Origin of the sequence: Polaromonas sp. (assembly GCF_035638815.1) — a bacterium.
Classification (GTDB): domain Bacteria; phylum Pseudomonadota; class Gammaproteobacteria; order Burkholderiales; family Burkholderiaceae_C; genus Polaromonas.
The window spans coordinates 79,249-103,947 of record NZ_DASQZG010000031.1 but is presented as its reverse complement, the minus strand read 5'-3'; the positions used below and the strand labels follow the sequence as shown (position 1 = coordinate 103,947).

Genomic DNA, 24,699 nt, shown 5'->3' with positions numbered 1-24,699 from the left:
AAACGAAGTTCTGGAATTGTGGGCAGCCAAAAAGAAAGCCGTCATTTTCATCACTCATGATCTGGACGAAGCCATTGCGATGAGTGACCGTGTTGCCGACAACACGACAACACGGTCACTCATCGCAATGGCTTCGTCCAGATCATGAGTGATGAAAATGACGGCTTTCTTTTTGGCTGCCCACAATTCCAGAACTTCGTTTTCCATCAACTGCCGAGTCTGGATGTCCAGCGCTGAAAAAGGCTCGTCCATCAGGATGATGTCCGGGTCCAGCGCCAGGACTTGCGCCAAAGCTGTCCGTTTACGCATGCCACCGGACAACTGGTGCGGATAACGGTCGCCAAACTCGCTGAGCCCCACACGGTCCAGCCAGGCCTGGGCCTGATCCCTTGCCTGATCGTCAGGGATGCCCCGGTATTGAAGACCCACCATGACGTTGTCGATGGCGTTGCGCCAGGGCATGAGCGCTTCAGTCTGAAACATGTAGCCAGCGCGTGTGTTGATGCCTTGCAGTGTCTTCCCAAAAACCCTGACGGCTCCCGATGAAGGCTCCAGCAAACCCGCACCGATGTTGAGCAGCGTGGACTTTCCGCAACCGGTGGGGCCGACCACGGAGACAAATTCACCCGCACGTACGCGCAAGGTGGTCTCGCCCACGGCTGTATAACTTGCCCCTGCATCGTCTCGCGATCTGAAGGTGCAGGTTACACCGAGCAGTTCAATGGCGTAGTCGGAAGTGACTGCGGGGTTTTCCACCATGAAAAATCTGCCAGAAGCTCAGCAGGCTGCGGACTCAGGCCTTGTACTTTTCCTTGGCACGCCGTGCAAACTCGTTGGTGTAGGTCTTGGCAAGATTGATCTTGTCTGCCTTGATGCTGGGGTCAAAACTGGCCAGCGCCTTGAGCGCCGTTTTTGCACCCTCCTCAGGAATAAGCCCATCAAGTGCAATTGCATCGCGAACCTTGCTGAACGAGGCCAGGTACAGCGCCCGATCACCCAGCAGATAACTGTCGGGAACGGTTTTGATGAGGTCGCTTGGGCCGGCGGTCTGTAGCCACTTCAACCCGTGCACGATGGCGTTCGTCAGCGCCTGGCAGGTGTTGGGATTTTTCTGGATGAATTCCATAGGGGCGTACAGACATGCTGCGGGCATGGGCCCGCCAAAAACATCAACCGTGCCTTTAAGCGTGCGTGTGTCAGAAATGATTTTCACTTCGCCTTTTTGCTCCAGCATGGTCATCACCGGGTCGGTGTTGCTCATTGCATCGATCTGCCCTGACCGCAGTGCGGCCAACGCGCCGGCTGCTGTGCCCACACCGATAAAACTGACATCGCTGGGTTTGAGCCCGGCGCGGGACAACACCAGATTGGCCATCATGTTGGTTGATGAGCCGGGAGCAGATATGCCGATTCTTTTGCCTTTGAGGTCAGCCACCGTCTTGTAGCCGGGCATGTTTTTGGTGGACACACCAAAAGCGATTTGGGGTGCCCTGCCCTGCAACACAAATGCCTGAAACATCTGGTTTTTGGACTGCAGGTTGATGGTGTGTTCGTAAGCGCCCGAGACCACATCGGCGGAGCCGCCCACCACCGCCTGCAAAGCGCGCGCGCCGCCGGCAAAGTCGCTGATCTCCACTTCCAGGCCCTCAGCCTTGAAGTAACCCAGTTGCTCGCTGATGGTCAGCGGCAGGTAATAAAAGGCAGCCTTGCCCCCGACGGCCAGTGCGACTTTTGTTTTCTCGGGCTTGCCCTGAGCGTGCAGCGCCGGCAAGGCCAGCGCAGAAGCGGCACCCGCGCAGGCAGCAGCAAAAGCTCTACGGGTAAGGTTGCAGGTGGAGGTCATGCTGGGTATTTCGCTGATTTTTATTGATTGAAAACAGCATAGCCAGCGATGAAAAAACCCACATCGGTATCATCCCGTGCGGGTTTGTACGGAACGGATGGGGTAAGGCTTACCGATAGCCCAGAAACAGAATCCCGATGTTGACCAGCAGGGCCAGAAACCAGATCACGCTACGGGTATTGGCCATATCAGCGATGTACATGATGATGTAGGCGATTCGCAAAACAACAAAAACAAAGGCAAACACGTCCAGCCTGATCTGGGAGGCCTGCAGCTGGTGCGCAATAATCACTGCAGCAAAGAAAAATGGAAGCGCTTCGAAAGTATTGGCTTGGGCATGGTTGGCCCGTGCCTTCCATCCGGTCTGCCGTGCAAACCAGTCGCGTGGATTGTTGTTGTCAAAGCTGTCGCGGCGCCCCCCCGGTCCGGCAGACGCGAACTTCGCAATCGCTGCGCAGATGATGGGCAGGAGAGCTGCGACCAGGAGACAGCCGTAAGCCACGGTAAAACGTGCGTAAGTCATTTTTAGTGGCCCTTCAGGCTCTGAGTTGTGAGTAACACCGACCAAATCCTGGCGTCAGCGGCGATCAACCAGCGCATGCGCAATCGTGCCCAGGTCGACATATTCCAGTTCGCTTCCCACGGGTACGCCGCGGGCCAGACGCGTGACCTGCACACCTCTGCTCCGCAAGGCTTGCCCAATCACGTGTGCAGTGGCTTCGCCTTCCGCCGTGAAATTGGTAGCCAAAATAACTTCTTCCACGCCGCGCGCCGCAACAGGCACCGCTGCGCCCTGCGCGTCTTTGGGGAGCACACGGTCAAACAGTTTTTGCAGGCCGATGTCATTGGGGCCGATACCGTCAAGCGGACTGAGCTTGCCCATCAGCACAAAGTAGAGACCGCGGTAGGCCAGCGTGCGCTCAAGGGCGGCCTGGTCGGCGGGCGTTTCGACCACACAGAGCTTGGTCTGGTCGCGGGACGGATTGGCGCAGGTGCTGCACAACTCCAGCTCGGTCAGGGTGTTGCACAGTGTGCAATGTTTAACGCTGTGCACCGCATGCTCCATGGCTCGCGCAATCTGCAAGGCGCCCGGCTTGTCGTGCTGCAGCAGGTGAAACGCCATACGTGCGGCGGATTTGGCGCCCACACCCGGCAATCGGCGCAGCGCCTGAGTCAGGCCTTCAAGCGCGTTGGAGTCAGCCATGGTGGATGTATTTCACCGTTCGGGCTGAGCCTGTCGAAGCCTGCATTTCGACAAGCTCAATGCGAACGGAACTTATCAAAACGGAAGTTTCATGCCACCGGGCAAACCTGGCATGCCGGCTGTGAGCTTGCCCATTTTTTCCTGGCTCAGCTCTTCAGCCTTGCGCACCGCCGCATTGAAAGCTGCAGCCACCAGGTCTTCCAGCATGTCCTTGTCGTCGCCCAGCAAGCTGGGGTCGATCTCGACACGCTTGACATCGTGTTTGCAGGTCATGGTGACTTTGACCATGCCGCCGCCGGACTCCGCCGTGACTTCGATAAATGCCAGCTCGTCCTGCGCTTTTTTTAAGTTGTCCTGCATGGCCTGAGCCTGCTTCATCAGGCCGGCGAGTTGTCCTTTGTTGAACATGATTTCTTTCCTTTAAAACCTGTGGTTGATCATATCGGCTTGCTTGCCACGGGCTTGATGCTGCCCGGCACAATTTTGGCTCCCCAGTCGCGCATCATGTCCTGCACAAACGGGTCGTTGTGAATGGTTTCTTCGGCCACGCGCTGCCTCTCCTGCTGGGCGGCGGCGTTGCGACGGGCAGGTGAATCGGCAACCGGCCCCAGCTCCACAACCAGCCTGATCGGCTGGTCATCCGCTGGTGCCGCCGACTGGAGCGCAAGCTGGAGTTTTTCCCGGGCGGCGGCCTGATTCAACGACTCACGCTCAACTCGCAGCGTCCAGACCCCATCAAGCTGCGAGCGCAGTTCGGACTGCAAGGCCAGCTCGCGCGTGAGTGCCGAAATGGCTTCTGCAGCAACCAGACCATTCACGATGGCTGTCCATGTGTGGCCAAGAGGCCCTGAGAATGCGTCGTCTGTAGCAGGAACTTCCGCCTCAACGCTGGCAGCCGGGGGCAGATTTGCTATTATTTCAGGAGCAACCTTCGCCCGTTCTATTTGGGCAGGAGGCTGATTTGCTTCATTATTTTGGGGAGAGACATGCGCCGGAACCGCAACCGCAACCGCAACCGCAGCAGCAACAGTGGGCAGAGGGCGCACAGCGGGCGTCGGCGGGGCAGCCACCGCGACTGGCCTCTCCTCAGGCTGTGGCTTTTTTGGGGGCTCGACGGCGCTCCCCACGGCTGCAGTCGTCACGTCCGACTTCGCCGCAGGCTTGAACGCCAGCAGGCGCAGCAGCACCATGGTCAACGCTGCGTAGTCATCCGGCGCAAGGCCCAGCTCGGCACGGCCGTGCAGGCAAAGGCTGTAGAGCAATTGTGTTTCGTCCGCGGGCAGGGTTTGCGCCAGGCGGGCCGTCGCTGCGATTTCGGGATCCGAGTCGTCATCACCCGAGGCCAACTCAGGCACTGCCTGCAATACCGCCATGCGCTGCAGGACAGTGGCCATCTCTTCCAGGGTGGATGCCGCGCTCAAGCCGTTGAGACGCAGCACTTCAGACGTCTCGACAACGGCCTTGCCGTCACCACGCGCCAGCGCATCCAGCAGCTGAAAGACATAACTTCGATCCACGCTGCCCAGCATCTGGCGCACGCTGGCTTCCTGCAATTGGCCAGAGCCAAACGCAATGGCCTGGTCCGTGAGCGACAGGGCATCCCGCATGGACCCGCGTGCTGCGCGCGCCAGCAGCCGCAAGGCCTGCGGCTCCGACGCCACGCTTTCGGTCTGCAACACCTGCGTCAAATGTTCGTGAATGGTTTCGGGCGCCATGGGCCGCAGGTTGAACTGCAGGCAGCGCGACAAAACAGTGGCTGGTACTTTTTGCGGGTCCGTGGTGGCCAGCACAAATTTGAGGTACTCAGGAGGCTCCTCCAGCGTCTTGAGCATGGCGTTAAACGCCGTGTTCGTCAGCATGTGAACCTCGTCGATCATGAAGACCTTGAAGCGGCCTACGACCGGTTTGTAAACCGCCTGCTCCAGCAGCTGGGCGATTTCGTCCACCCCTCGATTGGACGCCGCATCGAGCTCGGTGTAGTCCACAAAGCGGCCGCTGTCGATGTCGGTACAGGCCTGGCACACGCCGCAAGGCTGGTCGGTAATGCCGCCCTGCCCGTCCGCGCCCAGGCAATTGAGTGACTTTGCCAGAATGCGAGAAATCGTCGTCTTGCCAACGCCCCGTGTGCCCGTAAACAGGTAGGCATGATGCAGGCGCTGGGTGCGCAGTGCGTTGCCAAGGGCTTGCACCACATGTGACTGCCCGACCATTTCAGAAAAATTTCTGGGGCGGTATTTACGGGCAAGCACGAGATAGGACATGGATCGATTCTAAGGGGCGGTCTTTCGGGTTTTTAAGAGGCTGGGTCTTTAAGTCCTGTCATGCGCCCTTACAATACAAAGCGACGGGCCTTCCCGCATGGTAAAGCGGCCAACCGGGTCAGATGGGGAACCAAGCAGCCCTAACTGTGGAGCCAGTGCCGGGGTCAAGGCTCGTCACCTATTCTTTTAAACAGGGCATCGAGGTATGCCCTGTTTTCGTTTGTGCCTTTATTAGCGGTTGAATGTGGCGCTGGCAGCGCTCCAACATACCTCAACCTTGCAATTTCAGGCGCCGTCTGAATGTTTTGCCGCATCGGGCAAGACCACCAAAGTCAGCCAATACCCGGCGATCTGGCTCACCGCTGTAACGAAGTTATTGAAATCGACCGGTTTCGTGATGTAAGAGTTGCAGCGCAGGCTGTACATGCGCTCAATGTCCTTTGCTTCATGCGAGGTCGTCAGCACGATGACGGGCAGATGTTTCAGCTTTTCGTCCTTGACGATCTCTGCCAACACCTCCCGCCCGTCCATCAAGGGCATGTGCAGATCCAGCAAAATGACATCGGGACTTGGCGCCGCAACGTAGTCACCCTGGTTGCGCAGAAACTTGAGGCACTTCTCCCCATCATTGACATGATGAAGATTCACCCGAAACTTGACAGCTTCGAAGGCCTCGCGGATCAAAAAAACGTCGTCTTCGTTGTCTTCGACGAGTAACACCTCGGCGACTCTGCTTTGAGCGAGCGACTTGTTCATGAAGGGAGCTTTCTGGAGATTTCTGAACGAACATCGCCCAGACGGTTGTAACAAATTCCATGCAAATTCATTTGCCTCTGCATAGACGCGGGGCCGCTCCGGCTAGGCGGGAGCCGGCAAGGCGACCAGGTCAAACCAGTACTCCTTCAGCTCCCTGATCATTTCGACAAAATAATCAAAATCGATTGGCTTAACGAGGTAGGAAGTGCAGCGCATGTCATACATGCTCTGGATGTCAGTCGCAGCACTTGAAGTGGTCAGGACCACCACAGGCAAATTTTTGAGCTTGTTGTCTCGCACGATTTCCCTGAGCACCTCGCGCCCGTCCATCACCGGCATGTTGATGTCCAGCAAAATCAGATCAGGCCGGGGTGCGTCGCCATACGCACCCTGAGCGCGAAGAAACTCCAGACATTTCGCGCCGTTGTCGACGTGATGCAAATTCACGACCTGACCGCCCGCATCAAAGGCTTCACGGGTAAAAAAAGCGTCATTTTCATTGTCTTCAACGAGCAGGACATTGATCGCTTTTTTGTTGGTCACGGCAGGTGTCATCAGGCGCCTTGTTCTGTAGCAATATCGGGGATTGTGAAGCAAAAGGCACTGCCCTGGCCGGATTCCGACTCTATCCAGATCCTGCCCTTGTGTCCCGTCACAATGCGGCGGCAAATTGCCAGCCCGATACCGGTCCCCGCATACTCCTGCTGGGTATGCAAACGCTTGAACGGCTCAAATACACGTTCGTAATGCTTTGGGTCTATGCCGATGCCGTTGTCCTTGACAGAAAAAAGCCAGGCGCCATCGTGTCGCAGCGCAGTCACATGCACCTGAGGGGTCCCAGCACAATATTTAATGCCGTTTCCGATGAGATTGAGCATCAAACGAACCAGTTGTGTTTTGTCGCCCTGAACGGTCGGCAAGGGGCCGGCGGTTACCACGGCATTGACGTTATTCAGCGCGGCGTCCAGCAATTGGAGCACCTCGGCGAAAACCTCCTGAAAATCCACCGGAACAAATGGCTTGGTTTCGGACCCGACCCGGGCGTAGGCCAACAGATCGTCCGTGATTTGCTCAAGTCGCGTTGCTGCGGCAGCCGTACGGCGCACCAGGTCCACCGCTTTGGCGTCAAGCTTGCTCGCGTAGTTTTTTTCCAGCAGCTGTACAAACCCGGCGATCGAACGCAACGGTGTTTTCAAATCATGCGAAGCCACATAGGCAAACTGCTGCAGGTCGGTGTTGCTGCGCTCCAAAGCCTCTTGCGCGCGGACACGGGCTGTGACGTCCCGAATAATCAGGGTATGAAAGACGGAGTCGCCCTCCCTCACACTGGAGTAAGACACCTCCACCGGAAACTCTTCGCCGCCGCTGCGCACGCCAACGGCCACGCCGGCCACACCGTAGGCGTCGGCCGCAGCAGCTTGATCCCGCTGGCGCTTGATATAGGCGGCATGACGTTCATGAAAGCGCTCGGGGATAAACCGCACCAGTGGCTGACCTACCGCGTGTTCTGGTGGACAACCGAACATGCCCGCTGCGGCCGCATTGAACAGCACGATCACCTGCCTGTCGTCGACAGTGATGATGGCGTCCATGGCTGATTGCAGGATACTCCGCATGCGCGTTTCACTGCTGCGCAGCGAGCTGCTGGTTGTTTCCAGCACGGCCGACGTGAGCATCATGGCGCGCCCCACTTCGTTGACCTCTCTGATATTGAGCTCCGGAATGGTGACGGATTTACCCCTCGAGATATCAAAGGCAGGCTCAATCAATTTCCCTATGGCACCCGCAATGCGCCCGCCCATCCACCACGAGCCAAACACGCCCAGGCAGATCAGCAGCAACATGACCGCAAGCAGCAGGGCCATCCCGTGACGTAACTCCCGCGTCAACGAATCCTGAGGAATGCCCACAGCCACACCCCACCCGGTTGCCGCCGAGCGGGAAAAGGAACTCAGGACCTGCACGCCCTCCAGGGTCTTCAAATCAATCGCGCCCTCCTGGGATTCTTTGAGCCCGTCGCTCAAGCCGGGGGCAATCGGTTTTCCAAGAAAACGCTCCAGCTCGTGGGAGCGGGCCACCACTGTGCCAGTCTGGTCAAAAATCACCGATATCCGGTCGGGCGGCAAGCCGTAGCCTGTGAGTAGTTTTTCAAAATGGGCGGGAAGAACAACTGCCGAGAGTACCCGTGTGTGGGTACCCGTTTCCCGGGAAATTACGGGAACCATCACGCTTATCAGTGGCCGCTTCAGAGCAGCGCCCATTACCAAGCCCGAAACCAACGGCTTCCCGGTCTGCAACACACGCGGGACCAGGTCTATCAACGCGGTTTTCGGCAAGGGCTGGCCGTAGGGAACAGCGGTGTTAACCAGCTGCTGCCCCGTCGCATCAATCAGCGCAACATTGTTGATAAGGCCACGCTTGAGGACCTCCTGCGCCTGCCCCCGAAAGGCTACATAGTCGGGCGTCTGCAAAGAGGGGGAAGCGCTGAGGACATTTAGCGACACCTCGGCTGAGCCCAGTTCGCTGTCAATGACCCGGCTCAAATTTCTGACCACACTCACCGACTCCCTGACCAGGTCGTTTTGCTGCTGGCGGTAGCTGTACATCAGCGTCAGTGCCGCCATCAGGAATGCAGGGACCATGCACAAAACTGTCAGCAGGACAAGTTGAGAGCGGATGGTGGGAGCTTGGACTGATTTCAAAAATAGGGCCTTGCAGGTACTCCAAAGTATGCACCCATACTGCTGAGCTTCCAAATGTCAAAGAGGGCGGTCCGAATACTGCAGTTTGGCTATCGACAATACACAGGATTGACCCGCGCCACACCGGGCGCTGCCTCCTAAACTGAACCGGAATTGTTGCCCTGAAATACAGACGCAAAACCCAGTTGAGCCAAAGCGCCGCTGGCGGCCAGGCGACCGCTTGCGAAACTTGCCGTCAACAGGTAGCCACCCGTAGGCGCTTCCCAGTCCAGCATCTCACCTGCGCAAAAAACCGGGTGTTTGAGGCCCTCAGTCGCCTTGATCTGCAAGTGCGCATCCAGCGCTTCAAACATCACGCCTCCCGCACTGCTGATGGCCTCGTCAATCGGCCCGGCGGCCGTGACCCGCAGCGGCAATGCCTTGATGGCTCGGGCCAGCCGCACGGGATCGTTCATCTCTTCCTTGCCCAGCAGCTCATGGAGCATGGCGGCCTTGATGCCATCCAGACTCAATCGGCTTTTGAGGTGACTGGAAAGCGAACGTGAGCCACGCGGATGTCGCACCTCCACCAGCACCTGCTCTGGTGTCTTGTCTGGCAGCAAGTCAAGCATAAACGTAGCACTGCCGTGGGCTGCAATTTCGTCCCGCAGCAAGCTGGACGCGGCGTAAATCAGGCTTCCTTCCACGCCTGTGGCCGTTGCGATGAATTCGCCCTTGCGGCTGAAGCTGCGGCCCTTGGAATCCGTGAAATGGATGGCCACCGACTTGAAAGGCTGGCCTGCAAACCGGGTTGAAAAATGTTCAGTCCAGCCTGGCTTCTGCGAAGGCCCCTGCCCAATCAGCTCACGGAAAAACTCCCGGCGGGTTTCACCCTGCTCTGCGGTGGCGACTGCGTGTGGCTCGCTACCCACGTCAAAGCCGCAATTGGAGGGTTGCAAAGGCGCGACCGCCACGCCGCGCTCAGCCAGCAGTGGCACCCATGCGCCATCCGAGCCCAGCCGCGCCCAGCTTGCCCCGCCGAGCGCCAGCACCACGGCATCGACTTGAATCGACAACTCACCGGTGGGGACGGAAAACTTCAATGCGCCCTGCTCATCCCAGCCCACCCAGCGATGGCGCATGTTGAACTGCACACCAGCTGCGCGCAACCGATGAAGCCAGGCACGCAGCAAGGGCGCCGCCTTCATGTCTTTTGGGAACACCCTTCCCGAGCTGCCGACAAATGTTTCCACGCCCAGCTCGCCGGCCCAGGCGCGAAGCTCAGCCGGGCTAAACGCCGCGAGCATGGGCTGCAGCTGCGCGCTGCGCTCACCGTAGCGGCTGAGAAAAGGCTCAGGCGCTTCGGAGTGCGTGAGGTTGAGCCCGCCCTTGCCAGCCAGCAAAAATTTGCGTCCCACAGAAGGCATGGTGTCGTACAACTGCACCTGCAAGCCGGGCACGCCCGCTGCCGCCAGTACTTCTGCAGCCATCAGGCCTGCGGGCCCGCCGCCAATGACGGCAACGCGCCGGGAGTGACCAGCGGGCGCTGATTGGGACGTGGAAGGAGACATCGAATCGTTCAAAAAAAATTTCCTGAAAAGCGCAGTGCCGGTTTGCGTAGCACCGAACACTATATTTTTGATAGCAAACTATTGCCGTTTTGAAAGGGTTAACAGCCAAAATGGCTTGAAAGATCTTCCAATGACCCGGTTTCAGACCATTATGCGGTCTCGCACGCTCCATCGCTGTCAGACCAGTTCCACCACAGCCCCCTGCGCGGTTAAAAACGCCGCCTTGACGGTTTGCCCTTTGTAGAGTGCCTGCAATGCTGCGCGGTAGCGATGCATCTGGCTCACCAGCTCGGGCTGGTCCTGCGGGGTGCCTGCCGATTTGTAGTCAAGCACCCACCAGTGGCCCTCATGCCCGGCGTCCTGTCTCTGCACCAGCCGGTCCAGGCGCAGGGTTTGGCCCTGGTGAACGAGTTCAACTTCATTACCTTGCCAGGCCAGCACATGTGCGTCCCAGGCCCAGGCGCCCGCACCGGACAGCACGCGCCTGGCCATGTCCGCCGCCTGCCGACCCTGTGCCGGGGTCAATCGAAACTCGCGTTGCACGGCGCGGATTTGCGATTCGGACAAGCTGCCCCACTCCAGCAATCGGTGCATGGCCTTGCCAATGCGCGACTGGTCGGTGTCTGCGTCAACCGCTTTCGCAATAACCGCCAGCTCGGGCGCAGCCGGAGCGGCAGGTAGTTGCAGCAGGCAGTCCTGAACCAGAAACTCGGCACCGGCGAGAACTTGCGACTGGGGAGCTGGCCATTCTTCAAGTTGAGCGGCCAAACGCTGCCACCAGCTTTGCGGTGCTTCGCGGTAGGGTGTGATCGACGACAACACGAGGGTCTGGCGGGCCCGCGTCAGCGCCACATACAGCGCATTAAGCTCCTCCCGCCGGCGCGCCTCCTGCTCGTCCAGCAGCAGCGCCTGCGCGCAGGCGGGCGGCCGGCTTTCGCTGATTAAAAATACAAACTTTTCGGGCGCGGCCGCTTCACCCGGCCAGTTAACCAGTACACCCATGCTGTCCGCGTTGCGCTCCGCTGTGTCGGTGTCAAGCAGCAAAACAGCTTTCGCTTCCAGCCCTTTCGCGCCGTGAACGGTCAACAAGCGCACAGCCTCGCTGTCCACCGTGGCGGGTGCCTGCAGGCCACCGGCTTTCAAGGCCCGCACAAAAGCGTAGGGTGTCGCGTACCTGCCGCCATCCAGGCGCAGTGCAGCTGCCAGCACGGCACGCAGATTGGCCAGGACGCTGGCGCGCTGCGCACCAGGCGCAGCGGCGGCAAAACGTGCCAACACATCGCAGTGGTGATAAATAGCCTGCAGCGCGTCATGCGGTGGCAAGGTGTCCAGCCAGCTCTTGTATTGAATAAAAACGGCACCCAGCCCAATGATCGCGGGAATAGTTTGCTCTGAATTCAGAAGCACCTCATACCAGGATCGCGCGGAGTTTCCCTTCGCCAAAGCGATCTGAACAAGCGCTTCGTCGCCAAGGCCAAACAGCGGTGACTTCAGGGCACGGGCGAGTGACAGGTCATGCTGGGGTGAGACCAGCACGTCCAGCAACGCAACAATGTCCAGCACCTCGCAGCAATCAATCAGCTCTGTTTTTTCACCCACCAGTGCCGGAATGTGCAGCGCGCGCAGCTCGTCCTGCATGGTGAGCAAGCCGGCGCGCTTGCGGGACAGAACCATGATCTCAGCTGGCCTGAGACCTTCGGCAACCTGCGCAGAAATCCAGGCGGCGGACTGGCGGGCCTCCAGCGTGCGCAAGGTTTCCTCTGGCACTTCGCGCGGGGTGGTCAGGCTGTCGCGCCAGCCGCCCAGCGGTACGGCGGCATCCTCATCTACCTCCCGAGATCGCGGAATCGGCGGCAGGCGGCCTGTTGCGCCGCCTTCGTCCACCTCGGTGGTGTGCTGGCGGTAACCCTGATACGCACCGCTGTCTTGCGCGGCGCCCATCACGGCGTTCACGGTGGCAATGACTTGTGGGGCATTTCGCCGCGTGTGGTCACAGCTGAGGATTTCACCATCCAGGCCATCTTTCACAAAAGCCTGTGCGGCCCTGAACACCTGCGGCTCCGCTCGCCGGAAGCGGTAAATGCTTTGCTTGGGGTCGCCCACGATAAACACGCTGGGCGCATGTCCGGCACCGCCGTAAGCGCTGAGCCAGGACAGCAGCGCTTGCCATTGCAGCGGGTTGGTGTCCTGAAATTCGTCTATCAGCAAATGACGGATGCGTGCGTCCAGCCGCTCCTGCACCCAGCCCGACATGACTTCATCGCTCAACAGCGCCTTGGCCGCAAGCTCGATATCGTTCATGTCAACCCAGCCGCGCTCCCGTTTGAGCGCCGTGAACGCGGCGATCAACACGCGGGTCAGGCGGGCCATGCGTTGCTGGTGCAACCAGGCGTCGTGTTGCTGGCGCGCGGCCAGCACGCGCAGCACCAATTCTTGGGCGACGCGCACCTGCTCAATACCGACAATCTTTTCGCTGAATTTGCGGGCCGTGCCTTTTTCAGTCAGCAGCGCGGAAAAAACTGCGCCTATGTCGCCTGCGCTCAGGGCCTGTTCCAGCGCCACGCCGCAGGCTGAGAAACTGGCAGCGCTGGCACGGCCCAGCATCGTTGCAGCACCCTGCAGGGTTTGCCATACAGACTCGTTACCCGTGAGGAGTTCCTCAGGCTCGTCCAGCCCGTCAAACGCCGGAAACTGGGCGGTGAAGTGGGCTACCGACAGATCAACAGCACCCTTCGCGTCTGCCAGCGCAAACTCGGTTCGTTTGTCGAGCGCGGTCTGCAAGGCCTTGTCAGTCAGAAAACGGCCATGCGCAAAAACTTCCGCTTCAAAGTCAGCCTTCAGTTCAGGGTGGGTCAACAAAGCCGCATAAAACCGCCGCCAGACCAACGCCTTGGCTGGCGCGTCGTCTTCAAGCAACTCGTAGTTGAGCGGCAGGCCTTGTTGCTGCAACAAGGCAATCGGCGCGTTGCGCAGCAAGGTGGCAAACCAGCCGTGAAAGGTGCGGATCTGCACAGAGCGGCGCGTCTCCAGCATGCGCAGATACAAATCTGATAGCTGCTTGCGCCCGTCCAAAGCGGACTGGGAGCCATTTTGATATGAAATGCCGCGTATTGACAGCTCTTGGGCCAGCGTGGCGTCATCAGCGTGGGCAAATTTCTCAAGCCACTCGTACAGCCGCTCCCGCATCTCGCCAGCGGCACGTTTGGTGAACGTAATTGCCAAAATTTCGTGCGGCTGCGCGCCCGCCAGCAAGGCCCGCACAATGCGCGAGACCAGCATCCAGGTTTTGCCGGCGCCCGCACAAGCCTCCACCGCCACGCTACGGCGCGGGTCGCAGGCAATGGCGTAAAAGGTCTCGGCCGACACCGGCTGACCGTTGTGTTCGTAGGCTGCCGTCACCAGAAATCCTTTCTGCACAAGCCCCTTGCAGAACAGTACGCACATGCCTTGCCTTCGCCGATAGCCGGCATCGTGGCGCCGTGATCAATGCGCGACATGTCCGTGAGGATGCTATCCAGCAACTCGTCACGCAGAGACACGATGTCCAGCTGCTGATAGGTGCGCGTGGCTTCCTTTTCCCCGAGGTTCACATAGGCGGCGGCCAGCGTGTCGTCTTCCAGCAGTCCCGCGTAGAACGCCAGCTGCGTGTCTTCCTGCGGCTGCTTCAACCGGTCTTTGGTGATACCACTGGCTTCGGTTTTATAGTCAATCACCAAGGTGCCGCCGTCAGGCAACCGGTCGATACGGTCAATTTTCCCGATCAAGGTCAACGTGCCCAAGCCCACCTCTCTGGCAACTTCACCGGCGTCAAATGTTGCCCCTTCGGCCTCATGTTTGCCTAGCCACTCGAGATAAGCCGCCCGCACTCGCGGCCAGCTGGCACTAAAGGGCAAAAATTCGCTGTCGCTGAGGGCTAGCTCTCTCGCAGCCGCCTCTGCAGCCTCGTCTATCAAGGCTATTCGCGCCTGCCAATCGGTGGTGGGCGTGCTTTTTAACGCATCGTGAAAAATCTTGAGCACTGTGTGCAGCCAATTCCCAAAATCACGCTTGCCCAACTCGGTGTCCAGCTCATCGGCCTCTTGCAACTTCAACTGGCGCAGCGCAAAAAAGCGATAAGGGCAACGCCGCAAATCTTCATATGCGCTGGCTGAGAGGCGCTTCACCGGGAGCGCTTCGCCGGTCGGCGCAGGACGCGGCGTGGGTTTCAGCTCCAGCATGCGTTGATCGCGCGGGTCGGGCGCGGCGGTCTCTCGGTGTTGCAGCAAAAGCTCTTGCACAAATCCGCTGGGCATCAGGCGCTCACCGTTTTCACTCGTGCGCCACAACAGGTCCATATGCGTAAACCGCAAGGCATACAGCCAGGCAGCGCGCTCCGCATCCGCCAGAACCTCACGAGACGGCAGGCCCAGCAACTCACGCTGCGCTGGCGTCCACTGGCCAGGAGGCTCCGGCGACACTGGCAGGTGTTGTTCGTCACAACCCGGTAGCACCACCGCCTGCAAGGTCCGGCCCAACAACTGGCTCAGCGGCAAAATGATCACCTGCGCATGATCTGGATGTGGCGGGGAGAAACTGGCCGCTTCAAGCGTCTGATTGACCCAGCTGGTAAATGCGGACAAATCCATACGCCCGTCGGCATCTAAAAACTCAGCTTCTGCGCCTTCCTGCAAACGCAGGGCATCCAGCACGGCCTGGCCTGCGACGTCACGCAGCAGGCCATCCCACTGCCCCGCCGTCTGCAGAACGCCACGCAGGTCGCGCAGCCACGTCATCAGGGCGCGAGGGCGTTGAAGGCCGTCGCGCATATCTTGTACCCGCGTCCCAATAGCAGCGCTTGCTACCAGCGAAGGAGTCAGCCCGCGCCAGTCCCGCACGCCGGCGCGGCGTAATTCTTTTTCTGCAGCGGTCAAGGTCGCCGCATCAAAGGCCGGGGCGTTCTTCAACCAGTCCAGCACAGCGTCTGTGGCCGCGTTCCAGCTCAGGGCGCGCAGCAAACCCATAAGCGTGGCGGCGGCTCGGGTGGTGGATAGCTTCCACCCGGTCTCGTCGCGCAGGGCCACGCCCCTCTCACCCAACAGCGCGCGCACCCGGCGGGTTAGCTCACGGTCTTGCGCAATCAACCCGACCGGGCTTCGCCCCTCGGCCAGATGCGCGAGCACGCAGGCGGCTGCGCGCTCGGCCTCGTCTTCAAAATCCTGCGCTGCATGCAAGGCCGGGATCAACGTTTCGCCGGGTAAGTAGAGAGTCAGTGACACGGCTTTGGAAGCAAACTCCGCTTTGAGTGCTGCGGTCATTGCCTCGGTTTGATAACCTTCAATCGTCACCAGCAAGTCCAGGTGCTCCCCGGCCTGCTGCGAAAACAGAACATCCGAGGGATAACTCGAATTGGCCGCCCATGCCAGCGCGATCTGGCCCAGCGCAGCCTCCAGTCTGAGTAGAGGTGAATCCCCACCCGCGCCGAGCAAGACGCCCATGCGGGCGCCCCAGGACGCACGCTGATCAGGCGGGACGGCTGCCGCCAGCCGCGCCAGTGACCAGGCGGCCTCCACCACCCGGGCTGAGAGCGTATCTTTCTGCGCACCCAGACCGGCTTGCACGATCAGTGAGGTGGCGGTCAGCATGTCACGGGCCGCATCCAGACGGATGTCGGTGTCGGACGCCTCAAAGGCACCCAGGCGGGTAGCCCAGTTCATGGTGGTTTCGAAGCGCGGTACAAAGTGCGCGTCCCCGGCCAGGCTGGTCCAGGCGGCTTTGGCTTCCTGCATCAGCTGTGCATAGGGCAACAAGACAACCGCCCGCGAAGCATGCACCCCGCGCGTTTGCAGCAAGGCAAGGAGCTGGGTGGTGACGTGGTGCCAGCAGATCGCTGCCGGGCCGGACGACCGGTCAATGACATTAACTATGGCTGTCATAGGCAAGTCTGGGGATTTGGTATCCGACGGGGGGACTTGCTTTCTGCCACAATGCCTGCAACTTTAGCCTTCATCGTAAAAATTTCCCGAACCCCTTCCTAAGGACACGCCATGGCCAGCGAACTGATCAAACATACCACCGATGCCACCTTCGAGGCCGACGTACTGCAAGCAACCAAGCCGGTGCTGGTGGACTACTGGGCCGAATGGTGCGGTCCCTGCAAGATGATTGCCCCTATTCTTGACGAAGTTGCCACCGGTTACGACGGCCGCCTGCAAATCGCCAAGATGAACGTGGATGAAAACCGCGACATCCCGGCCAAGTTCGGTATCCGCGGCATCCCGACCCTGATGCTGTTCAAGGACGGCCAGTTGGCCGCCACCAAAGTCGGTGCCATGAGCAAGGCTCAGCTCACCGCATTTATCGACCAGCAACTGGCCTAATTCCGGCCACATGAAGCACGCAAAGAACCCCGCCCCCGGCCAGGTTCTTTGCACCCCAGCTTTTCGAGCCCAAGCCCTGTGGCTTGCACCCGGCACCCCTTGATAAACCCCCTGTTTTTCCTGTCATAATGACCTTGTTCGCTGACTGGCCGCTGCCAGTCGGTTCGAGTTCCCGGTTTGTAAGCCTGCTTTTCTGGCACGGCTTCTTTTCAAACCTCCCCCGTTTCCATCAATGAACTCCGCCAAGGAGTAATTCCATGCACTTAAACGAACTCAAGGCACTGCATGTGTCTGAAGTCCTCAAGCAGGCCGAAGCCCTTGAGATTGAAAACGTTGGCCGGATGCGCAAGCAGGAGCTGATGTTTGCCATCATCAAAAAGCGCTCCAAAACCGGTGAAACCATCGTTGCCGATGGCGTGCTGGAAGTGTTGCCCGACGGCTTTGGTTTCCTCCGTGCGCCGGACTCCAGCTACACCGCTTCGACCGATGACATCTACATCAGCCCAAGCCAGATCCGCCGCTTCAACCTGCACACCGGCGACATGATTGAAGGCGAAGTGCGCACCCCGAAAGACGGCGAGCGCTACTTTGCACTGAACAAGCTCGACAAGGTCAACGACGGCGCGCCTGAAGACAACAAACACAAGGTGATGTTCGAGAACTTGACGCCGCTGTTCCCGCGCGAGCAGTTCAAGCTTGAGCGCGACATCAAGGGTGAAGAGAACCTGACCAGCCGGATTATTGACATCATTGCTCCCATCGGCAAAGGCCAGCGCGCCCTGCTGGTAGCGCCCCCCAAGTCCGGCAAGACCGTGATGATGCAGCACATTGCCCACGCCATCACCGCCAACTATCCAGACGTCGTCATGATGGTTTTGCTGGTGGATGAGCGTCCTGAAGAGGTGACGGAGATGCAGCGCAGCGTACGCGGCGAAGTCATCTCCTCTACCTTTGACGAACCCGCTGCCCGCCACGTACACGTTGCCGAAATGGTGATCGAGCGCGCCAAGCGTCTGGTTGAGCTCGGCAAAGACGTTGTGATTCTGCTGGACTCCATCACACGCCTGGCCCGTGCCTATAACAACGTTTTGCCATCGTCAGGCAAAGTCCTGACCGGTGGTGTTGACGCCAACGCCCTGCAGCGCCCTAAGCGCTTCTTTGGCGCAGCCCGCAAGATTGAAGAAGGCGGCAGCCTGACCATCATCGGCACCGCGCTGGTTGACACCGGCAGCCGCATGGACGAGGTGATTTTTGAGGAATTTAAAGGTACCGGCAATTGCGAAATTCACCTGGATCGACGCCTGTACGAAAAACGCGTGTTCCCCGCGATTCATCTGAACCGCAGCGGCACCCGCAAGGAAGAACTGCTTCTCGCACCCGAAATCCTGCAAAAGTCGCGGATTTTGCGCCAGTTCATGTACAACATGGACGAAATCGAGTCCATGGAGCTGATGCTTAAGAACATGAAAGCCACCAAGAACAACCACGAGTTCTTCGACATGATGCGAAGGGGTGGTTGATCAAGCCCCCACGCTTGTCACTTCGTGTACTGCGCTGCCCCCCGAGGGGGCGCTGCGCCTGCGGCCCGGCGAAGCCGGTTCCGCGGCCCCGGCTGGCATAAAGCCTCCAAAATTGCGCTAAGTGGTTGATTCCATGGCATAATGTAAGGCTTCACGGAAAGTGCTCAGAACTGGTTTGAGTGGCTCCCGAAACGAATAAGGAAAGATCATGAAAGAAGGCATTCACCCCAACTATCGCGAAGTTTGTTTTATGGACTTGTCCAACAACTTCAAGTTCGTCACACGCTCCTGCGTGAACACCAAAGAAATGGTGACCATGGACGACGGTCGCGAACTGCCTCTGTACAAGCTGGACACCTCCAGCGAGTCGCACCCTTTTTATACCGGCACACAGAAATCCGTGGACAACATGGGTGGCCGCGTTGAGAAATTCCGCAACCGCTTCGGCAAGACGACTGCCAAAGAAGCTGCAGCTCCTGCTGCTGCCGAGTGAGCTGAGACACTCTCTGTAGCCACACAGAAAAAGCAGCCTGAAATTCAGGCTGCTTTTTTTTGCCCCAAAATCGGGCATTCTCCCGTTGAGCGTTGATATCCATTGAACAAGCCTTCCCCAGCCATCATTGCCCAGTCTGCGGTTCGCCGGCTACCCCGGCTCGCGCTGCTGCTGTTTTGCCTGGCATACGTGTTGCCCGGCTTTTTGGGCCGCGGTCCGTGGAAAAATGCCGACCTTGCCGCCTTTGGCGAAATGCGGGCGCTGGCCGGCGGGCAAACCAGCTGGCTGCATCCGCAGCTCCTGGGGCAATCCGGGCAATTTGAAGCCCTGGCACCCTTGTGGATGGGTGCATTGGCCATCAAACTTTTCCCCTTTCTGGACCCAGCCCTGGCGGTGCGCATCCCTTTTGTGCTCCTGCTAACGCTGACCTTGCTGGCAACCTGGTACGCCATTTATTACCTGGCCCGCAGCCCACAAGCCCAGCCCGTCGCCTTTGCATTTGGTGGCGAAGCCGATCCGGTGGACTATGCCCGCGCGATTGCAGACGCCGGCCTGCTGGCTTTGATTGCGAGCCTGGGTCTTGCACAGTTGTCGCACGAGACGACGCCCGCGCTGGCGCAGCTGGGGTTCACCGCCCTGGTGTTTTACGCCATGGCGGCCAGTGCTTTTCGCAACGCCTATGCCGTCATCGGGCCGGCGCTCGGCTTGGCAGTGGGACTGGCCGGACTGGCCTTGAGTGGCGCACCCACCGTGGCAGCCCTGTTGGGCACAGGCAGCATCCTGATCGCGCTGAACAATTTGCAAAAGGCCTCCTCCGAAAAAAATCAGGCGCCTGTTTGGCGCTGGGTGCTGCTCACGTCGGCACTCACGATTGGCGTCGCGGCCCTGTCCCATGTACTGGACCTGTGGCGCTGGCGTATAGAGATCCCGGGCCTGGATACGTCCGCAGACCGGAAGGAGTGGCGCAGTCTGGCCCGACTGCTGATCTGGTTTACCTGGCCTACCTGGCCCCTGGCGGCCTGGACGCTTTACCGCTGGCGCCGGCATCTGACCAGCCGGCACGTCGCGCTCCCGCTGTGGTTTGCCCTTGTGGCGCTTGCGGCCACGGTTACCACCATCGCTTCAGACCGCAGTCTGCTGCTCAGTCTGCCGCCTCTTGCCGCTCTGGCCGCTTTTGCTCTGCCCACGCTCAAGCGCAGCGTGGCCTCGCTGATTGACTGGTTCACCCTGATTTTTTTCACCGGCTGCGCGTTCATCATCTGGGTAATCTGGATAGCGATGCAAACCGGTATGCCCCGGCAACCTGCAGCCAACGTCGCAAAGCTGGCGCCAGGTTTTGAGCCCAGCTTTTCATGGCTGGCCTTTTTCGCTGCGGTGCTGGCCACGCTGGCCTGGGCATGGCTGGTCAAATGGCGCGCCGGTCGGCAACGCGCTGCAGTCTGGAAATCAATGGTGCTACCGGCCGGTGGCGCGACCCTCTGCTGGCTGCTGCTGATGACGCTCTGGCTTCCGCTGCTTGACTATGCACGCAGCTACGCGCCTTTGTCGCGGCAGGTTGCTGCACGAGTGGACCCCAAATCCTGTGTTGAGGTCTATGGCTTGAACAGCGCTCAGGTCGCGGCCTTTCAGTACCACGGCAGGCTTGATTTGCGGCAGGCCGGGATCAAGGCGAGTTGCCCGTATCTGGTGGTGGACACCGAGTCTCAAGCAACGCTAAGCAACGCGGTGGACATGCCCGAGTGGGCCTATCTGGCAACCCTGCGTCGGCCAACCGACAAAAACGAAAACGTGGCGCTGTACAAAAGAGTCAGTATTCCCGCTGCTGATTCCACTGCAGCGCCGGCGCGCCCGGGTCGCCAGGCTCCGTGAACGAACTGAAAATCATCGGCCAGCATGCCGGCACAGTGCTGGTCGGCCAGCTGGCCGTGATGGCCTTTGGCGTCTCTGATACCGTTATCGCCGGTCGCTACAGTGACGAGGCCCTGGCAGCCTTGTCGGTGGGTTCCGCCATCTACATCAGCGTGTTTGTAGCGCTTATCGGCATTGTTCAGGCGCTGCTACCCATTTGGGCCGAGCTTCAGGGCGGGCGTCAGCATGCGGCGCTGGGACGCTCGCTGCGGCAAAGCCTGTACCTCTGCGCCTGCATCGCGGCCGTTGGTATCACCGCCCTGCTCTTCCCCGGTCCCTTGCTGCGTTGGGCTCAGGTACCCGCAGTCATGCAAGGAGAGATTCACACCTATCTGGCCGTACTGGCAGCGGCCCTCGTGCCCTCCCTGCTGTTTCGCATCTACAGCAGCTTTAACCAGGCGCTGGGACGCCCCCTGCTGGTCACCTGGCTACAGGTGGCAGCGTTGCTGGTCAAGATTCCCCTGTCGATCTGGTTTGTGGCTGGAGGGGCGGGCCTTCAGCCCATGGGTGTGGCGGGCTGCGCCTGGGCCACCCTGGTGGTCAACTATGGCTTGCTGGCACTGGCTTTGACGATGCTGCGCACACAAGACCTGTATCAACCCTATCAGCTGTGGGTGCGCATGGAGGCACCCAACTGGCGTGAGATCAGGGAGTTTGCACGCCTGGGAATCCCGGGCGGCCTGTCCTACCTGGTGGAAGTCACGTCCTTCACCTTGATGGCGGTCTTCATTGCCAGGCTAGGCACCGTCGCCTCAGCCAGCCACCAGATTGCCGCGAGCGTCACGTCCGTGCTATATATGGTGCCGCTGTCGATCGCCATTGCCTGCAGTGCGCGGGTGTCGTTCTGGATCGGTGCCGGGCATCCTTTGCAGGCGGGGCGCGTGGCCTGGATAGGATTCAGGCTTGCTGCCCTTTCAGCATGCGCGTGTGCAGCTACTGTTTTGATAGCAAGCCACTGGCTGGCGAGTCTGTATTCGCCCAATCCCGCGGTCGTCAGTTTGGGAGCCGCCCTTTTGACATGGGTGGCTTTTTATCACCTTGCCGACGCGATTCAGGCCGTTTCATCTTTTCTGCTGCGTTGCTACCGCATCACACTGGTCCCACTGGTTCTGTATGGCGCGCTGCTCTGGGGCATCGGCCTCTTTGGCGGCTACGGTCTGGCGTATGAAAACTGGACGGGCGAAGGCGCGACCCAATCAGCCGTGAGTTTCTGGACTGCCAGCACGGCGGCCCTTGCGCTCGTCGCCATTTGCTTTTCAGCGCTGCTGTGGAGGGCGGTTCGAAAAGCCGGGCACGAAGGCATGCCGCGAGGTCAGGCCACGCGCGCCTCCGGCTGAGACTGCCTAAGGCGCGTGGCCGGAAAAATGATCGAAAATCGCGAGCCCTGGCCCGGCTGGCTTTCAATTTGCAACTCGGCACCGTGGCGCTGGGTGACGTGTTTGACAATCGCCAGACCCAGACCGGTACCGCCGGTTTCACGCGAGCGGCTCCGGTCGATACGGTAAAAACGCTCCGTCAGGCGCGGAATATGCTCTGGTGCGATGCCGGGCCCTGAGTCCTTGACCGAAAACACTGCCCGCCCATCTGGCAATTTTTGCCACCGGACATCAATCGACTCACCCGCAGGCGTATACCGCACCGCGTTGCTCACAAGATTGGACATGGCGCTGAGCAACTCGGAGTGCGACCCGGCAATCTCGCAATTTCCGACCATGCTGAATCGCAGATCGTGACTTTGGGCGACCAGCATTTTTGACAGATCCCGACCGTCCTGTTCGCACAGGAGCATCAGCTCGGCAGCGGTGACCCACTCTGTCGCGCTGGGTGGAGGACTCCCTTCCAGCTTGGAAAGTGTCAGCAGGTCACTCACCAGCGTCTGCATGCGCCGCGCCTGTTGGGCCATCAGTTCCAGATATCTGGCGCGTTCGTCTTCATTCAACGGGAGGGTTTGCAAGGTTTCAACAAAGCCGCTCATGACCGTGAGCGGCGTGCGAATTTCGTGCGAGACGTTGGCGACAAAATCGCGCCGCATCACATCCGCCTGCTCCATGGAGGTGACGTCGCGCGACAGCAAAAGTTTGCGCCCTTCACCATAGCGATGCAGATGAACCGCCAGCTGAACCGGCCGGCTGGACGTGCTGCGCGCCCCGGGGATGACCAGATCACGTGCATAGTCCTCGCTATTGAGGTAGCCCACAAAGCCCGGATCACGCAGCAGGTTACCTATGTGCTGCAACACATCACGTTGCGGGTCAAAGCCGAAATGATCAGCTGCGGTTTCATTGCACCACTCGATGCAACCCTGCGCGTCGAGCAGCACGACGCCATTGGGTGACGCCTGTATCGCCGCCAAAAACTCATTCAGGCGGCTGCGGCTTTCCTCAATCTTTCGCTCCTGGTTTTTGGTCAAACGCCAGGTCCGGTCGGCGACCTCACCCCACAGGCCACTGGCCCTCACCCGGTTACTCGTATCCCCGGTTTTCAACCAGTTCAACAACACCATCCCGCGCCGCAAATCCAGCAACACCCACAGCGCACTGGCCAGACCAATCCCCAGAAGAACCCCGTGAAAGTGGTTATCCAGGGGCAGGAACCCGCCCAAAAGCGCGCCTGTCAGCTGGAAGAGGAAAAAACGGAAAACTCGCCAGACCATGCAGCGATTGTGCAGGAAAGGGCTGACGCTGAGAGCGTCAGGCCGAAGGATGGGCAGTCATGCGATAACCAGCGCCGCGAACCGTTTCCACCATCGCACCGGCAGCACCCAGGGCCTCCCGCAGGCGTTTGACGTGGACGTCAACCGTACGCTCTTCGATGAAAACATGGTCGCCCCAAACTTTGTCGAGCAGTTGCCCGCGGCTATGAACCCGCTCCGCATGTTTCATGAAATAGTGCAGGAGCTTGAACTCGGTAGGACCCAGTTTCAGGTTCTGACCCTGATACGAGACACGATACGTAGCCGCATCAAGTTCCAGGGCATCCAGCGTCACGCTGTCATTACCCTGCTCTGGTGAGCGCCTGCGCAGAACTGCGCGTATGCGGGCCAGCAGTTCCTGCGTGGAAAACGGCTTGGTGATGTAGTCATCCGCGCCGGCATCAAGACCCGCAATCTTGTCGGGCTCGTCACCACGTGCAGTGATCATCAAAATCGGAACTGGTTTGGTCCGTGCGTGAGCGCGCCATTTTTTGGCAAGCGTCAGCCCGCTCTGACCCGGGAGCATCCAGTCCAGCAAGATGACGTCGGGCAGCACCGCATCCAGCTCACGCTGGGCGGCGTCACCATCGATAGCCCAGATGGGTTGAAAGCCGTTGTGCCGAAGGTTGACAGCAATCAACTCCGCAATGGCTGGCTCATCTTCAACGACGAGGACCCGGGGAACGGTTTTCATTGCAATTATTTCTGGTTAACGAACAACGGACTCAATGGCTTCCATCGAGGTGTGGCGGACATCCGCGCCCTTGACCACATAGATGGTGAACTCGGCAATGTTCTTGGCATGGTCACCAATGCGCTCGATGGCTTTGGCCAGGAAGAGCAGATCAAGGCTTGGAGAAATGGTCCGCGGATCTTCCATCATGTAAGTGATCAGCTTGCGCACAAAGCCGTCAAACTCCTTGTCGATCGCGTTGTCTTCCTTGAGGATGGAAACCGCCGAGTTGGCGTCCAGTCGCGCAAATGCGTCAAGCGCCTTGCGGAGCAAGCCGGAGGCCAGGTCGGCAGCGACGCGCAACTCGGAAGCGGGGAGCGCGCGGGCAGAGCCACTTTCGATGATGGAACGAACCATGCGTGCGATTTTTTCTGCCTCGTCACCAGCACGCTCAAGATTGGCGGTGGTCTTTGAAATGGCGATCAGCAAACGCAGATCCCGTGCCGTCGGTTGACGACGCGCGATGATGGATGAGAGCTCCCGGTCAATATCCACTTCCATGGTGTTGACCCGGGTCTCCATGTCGGTCACCTGGTCAGCAGCCTCGCTGCTGAACTGGGCCAGCGCGTAAACCGCGGTACGAATCTGCGATTCAACCAGGCCGCCCATCTCCATGACGCGCGAAGATACACCGCTCAATTCACTGTCAAACTGACTGGACAAATGTTTATCGGTCATGAT

The 24,699-nt window shown here is 59.5% G+C and carries 19 protein-coding genes, 1 other RNA gene and 2 pseudogenes; 7 read left to right on the top strand and 15 right to left on the bottom strand.

What is annotated here, in order from left to right; genetic code table 11:
- Positions 1 to 94: pseudogene (locus tag VE934_RS18100) on the top strand (ABC transporter ATP-binding protein); the annotation flags it as partial.
- On the opposite strand, the pseudogene VE934_RS18095 reads toward VE934_RS18100, so the two are convergent.
- From VE934_RS18095 to dnaX, 6 genes and pseudogenes are all read right to left on the bottom strand, one after another.
- Positions 94 to 759: pseudogene (locus tag VE934_RS18095) on the bottom strand (ABC transporter ATP-binding protein); the annotation flags it as partial. The pseudogenes VE934_RS18100 and VE934_RS18095 sit on opposite strands and share 1 nt — an antisense overlap.
- Before the next feature lie 34 nt (positions 760 to 793).
- Positions 794 to 1,843 (bottom strand): ABC transporter substrate-binding protein, encoded by a 1,050-nt coding sequence (locus tag VE934_RS18090; RefSeq protein ID WP_324890151.1) that lies wholly within the window; start codon positions 1,841 to 1,843, stop codon positions 794 to 796.
- Between the two features lie 109 nt (positions 1,844 to 1,952).
- Entirely contained in the window at positions 1,953 to 2,366 is a 414-nt protein-coding gene (locus VE934_RS18085; RefSeq protein WP_324890149.1) for an MAPEG family protein, read from the bottom strand.
- A gap of 54 nt (positions 2,367 to 2,420) precedes the next feature.
- A complete protein-coding gene (gene recR, locus VE934_RS18080) occupies positions 2,421 to 3,047 on the bottom strand; it encodes a recombination mediator RecR (protein WP_324890147.1) in 627 nt (208 codons plus the stop codon).
- A gap of 75 nt (positions 3,048 to 3,122) precedes the next feature.
- A complete protein-coding gene (locus tag VE934_RS18075; RefSeq protein WP_324890144.1) occupies positions 3,123 to 3,455 on the bottom strand; it encodes a YbaB/EbfC family nucleoid-associated protein in 333 nt (110 codons plus the stop codon).
- Positions 3,456 to 3,484: 29 nt separating this feature from the next.
- A complete protein-coding gene (dnaX, locus tag VE934_RS18070) occupies positions 3,485 to 5,308 on the bottom strand; it encodes a DNA polymerase III subunit gamma/tau (RefSeq protein WP_324890142.1) in 1,824 nt (607 codons plus the stop codon).
- Between the two features lie 82 nt (positions 5,309 to 5,390).
- Between dnaX and ffs the strand changes: the two genes are divergently transcribed.
- An RNA gene (gene ffs / locus VE934_RS18065) (signal recognition particle sRNA small type) lies at positions 5,391 to 5,487 on the top strand.
- Between the two features lie 106 nt (positions 5,488 to 5,593).
- On the opposite strand, the gene VE934_RS18060 is transcribed toward ffs, so the two are convergent.
- The 6 genes from VE934_RS18060 to VE934_RS18035 all read right to left on the bottom strand — a co-directional run bounded on the left by VE934_RS18060 (position 5,594) and on the right by VE934_RS18035 (position 16,228).
- Positions 5,594 to 6,064, bottom strand: a complete 471-nt coding sequence (locus VE934_RS18060) for a response regulator (RefSeq protein WP_324890140.1) — start codon at positions 6,062 to 6,064, stop codon at positions 5,594 to 5,596.
- A gap of 102 nt (positions 6,065 to 6,166) precedes the next feature.
- Complete coding sequence (locus VE934_RS18055) at positions 6,167 to 6,619, bottom strand: response regulator (RefSeq protein WP_324890138.1); 453 nt, start codon at positions 6,617 to 6,619, stop codon at positions 6,167 to 6,169.
- Positions 6,619 to 8,766 (bottom strand): sensor histidine kinase, encoded by a 2,148-nt coding sequence (locus tag VE934_RS18050; protein ID WP_324890136.1) that lies wholly within the window; start codon positions 8,764 to 8,766, stop codon positions 6,619 to 6,621. Before VE934_RS18050 ends, VE934_RS18055 begins: the two co-directional genes overlap by 1 nt.
- Before the next feature lie 137 nt (positions 8,767 to 8,903).
- Positions 8,904 to 10,316, bottom strand: a complete 1,413-nt coding sequence (locus VE934_RS18045) for a TIGR03862 family flavoprotein (RefSeq protein WP_324890159.1) — start codon at positions 10,314 to 10,316, stop codon at positions 8,904 to 8,906.
- Between the two features lie 177 nt (positions 10,317 to 10,493).
- A complete protein-coding gene (locus VE934_RS18040) occupies positions 10,494 to 13,760 on the bottom strand; it encodes a UvrD-helicase domain-containing protein (RefSeq protein WP_324890134.1) in 3,267 nt (1,088 codons plus the stop codon).
- Positions 13,712 to 16,228, bottom strand: a complete 2,517-nt coding sequence (locus VE934_RS18035; RefSeq protein WP_324890132.1) for a PD-(D/E)XK nuclease family protein — start codon at positions 16,226 to 16,228, stop codon at positions 13,712 to 13,714. Before VE934_RS18035 ends, VE934_RS18040 begins: the two co-directional genes overlap by 49 nt.
- A gap of 111 nt (positions 16,229 to 16,339) precedes the next feature.
- Here VE934_RS18035 and trxA point away from each other — a divergent pair, with 111 nt between their 5' ends.
- The 5 genes from trxA to VE934_RS18010 all read left to right on the top strand — a co-directional run bounded on the left by trxA (position 16,340) and on the right by VE934_RS18010 (position 21,930).
- A complete protein-coding gene (gene trxA, locus VE934_RS18030) occupies positions 16,340 to 16,672 on the top strand; it encodes a thioredoxin TrxA (protein ID WP_305348010.1) in 333 nt (110 codons plus the stop codon).
- Positions 16,673 to 16,929: 257 nt separating this feature from the next.
- Entirely contained in the window at positions 16,930 to 18,192 is a 1,263-nt protein-coding gene (rho, locus tag VE934_RS18025) for a transcription termination factor Rho (RefSeq protein WP_324890128.1), read from the top strand.
- A gap of 208 nt (positions 18,193 to 18,400) precedes the next feature.
- Positions 18,401 to 18,685: a type B 50S ribosomal protein L31 gene (locus VE934_RS18020; protein ID WP_324890126.1), complete on the top strand. Its 285-nt coding sequence runs from the start codon at positions 18,401 to 18,403 to the stop codon at positions 18,683 to 18,685.
- A 102-nt stretch (positions 18,686 to 18,787) separates the two neighbouring features.
- Positions 18,788 to 20,554, top strand: coding sequence for a hypothetical protein (locus VE934_RS18015; RefSeq protein WP_324890123.1), 1,767 nt, complete (start codon positions 18,788 to 18,790; stop codon positions 20,552 to 20,554).
- Positions 20,551 to 21,930 carry an MATE family efflux transporter gene (locus VE934_RS18010; protein WP_324890122.1) on the top strand — a complete coding sequence of 460 codons (1,380 nt, stop codon included), beginning with the start codon at positions 20,551 to 20,553 and terminating at the stop codon, positions 21,928 to 21,930. Before VE934_RS18015 ends, VE934_RS18010 begins: the two co-directional genes overlap by 4 nt.
- Here the strand turns inward: VE934_RS18010 and phoR are convergent.
- Genes phoR through phoU form a run of 3 tightly spaced genes read right to left on the bottom strand, consistent with a single transcriptional unit; the run spans position 21,906 to position 24,696 of the window.
- On the bottom strand, positions 21,906 to 23,246 hold the full coding sequence (gene phoR / locus VE934_RS18005; RefSeq protein ID WP_324890120.1) for a phosphate regulon sensor histidine kinase PhoR: 1,341 nt from the start codon (positions 23,244 to 23,246) through the stop codon (positions 21,906 to 21,908). The two genes, VE934_RS18010 and phoR, sit on opposite strands and share 25 nt — an antisense overlap.
- Before the next feature lie 37 nt (positions 23,247 to 23,283).
- Complete coding sequence (gene phoB, locus VE934_RS18000) at positions 23,284 to 23,979, bottom strand: phosphate regulon transcriptional regulator PhoB (protein WP_324890118.1); 696 nt, start codon at positions 23,977 to 23,979, stop codon at positions 23,284 to 23,286.
- Between the two features lie 15 nt (positions 23,980 to 23,994).
- Complete coding sequence (gene phoU / locus VE934_RS17995) at positions 23,995 to 24,696, bottom strand: phosphate signaling complex protein PhoU (RefSeq protein WP_324890117.1); 702 nt, start codon at positions 24,694 to 24,696, stop codon at positions 23,995 to 23,997.
- Positions 24,697 to 24,699: the final 3 nt, after the last annotated feature.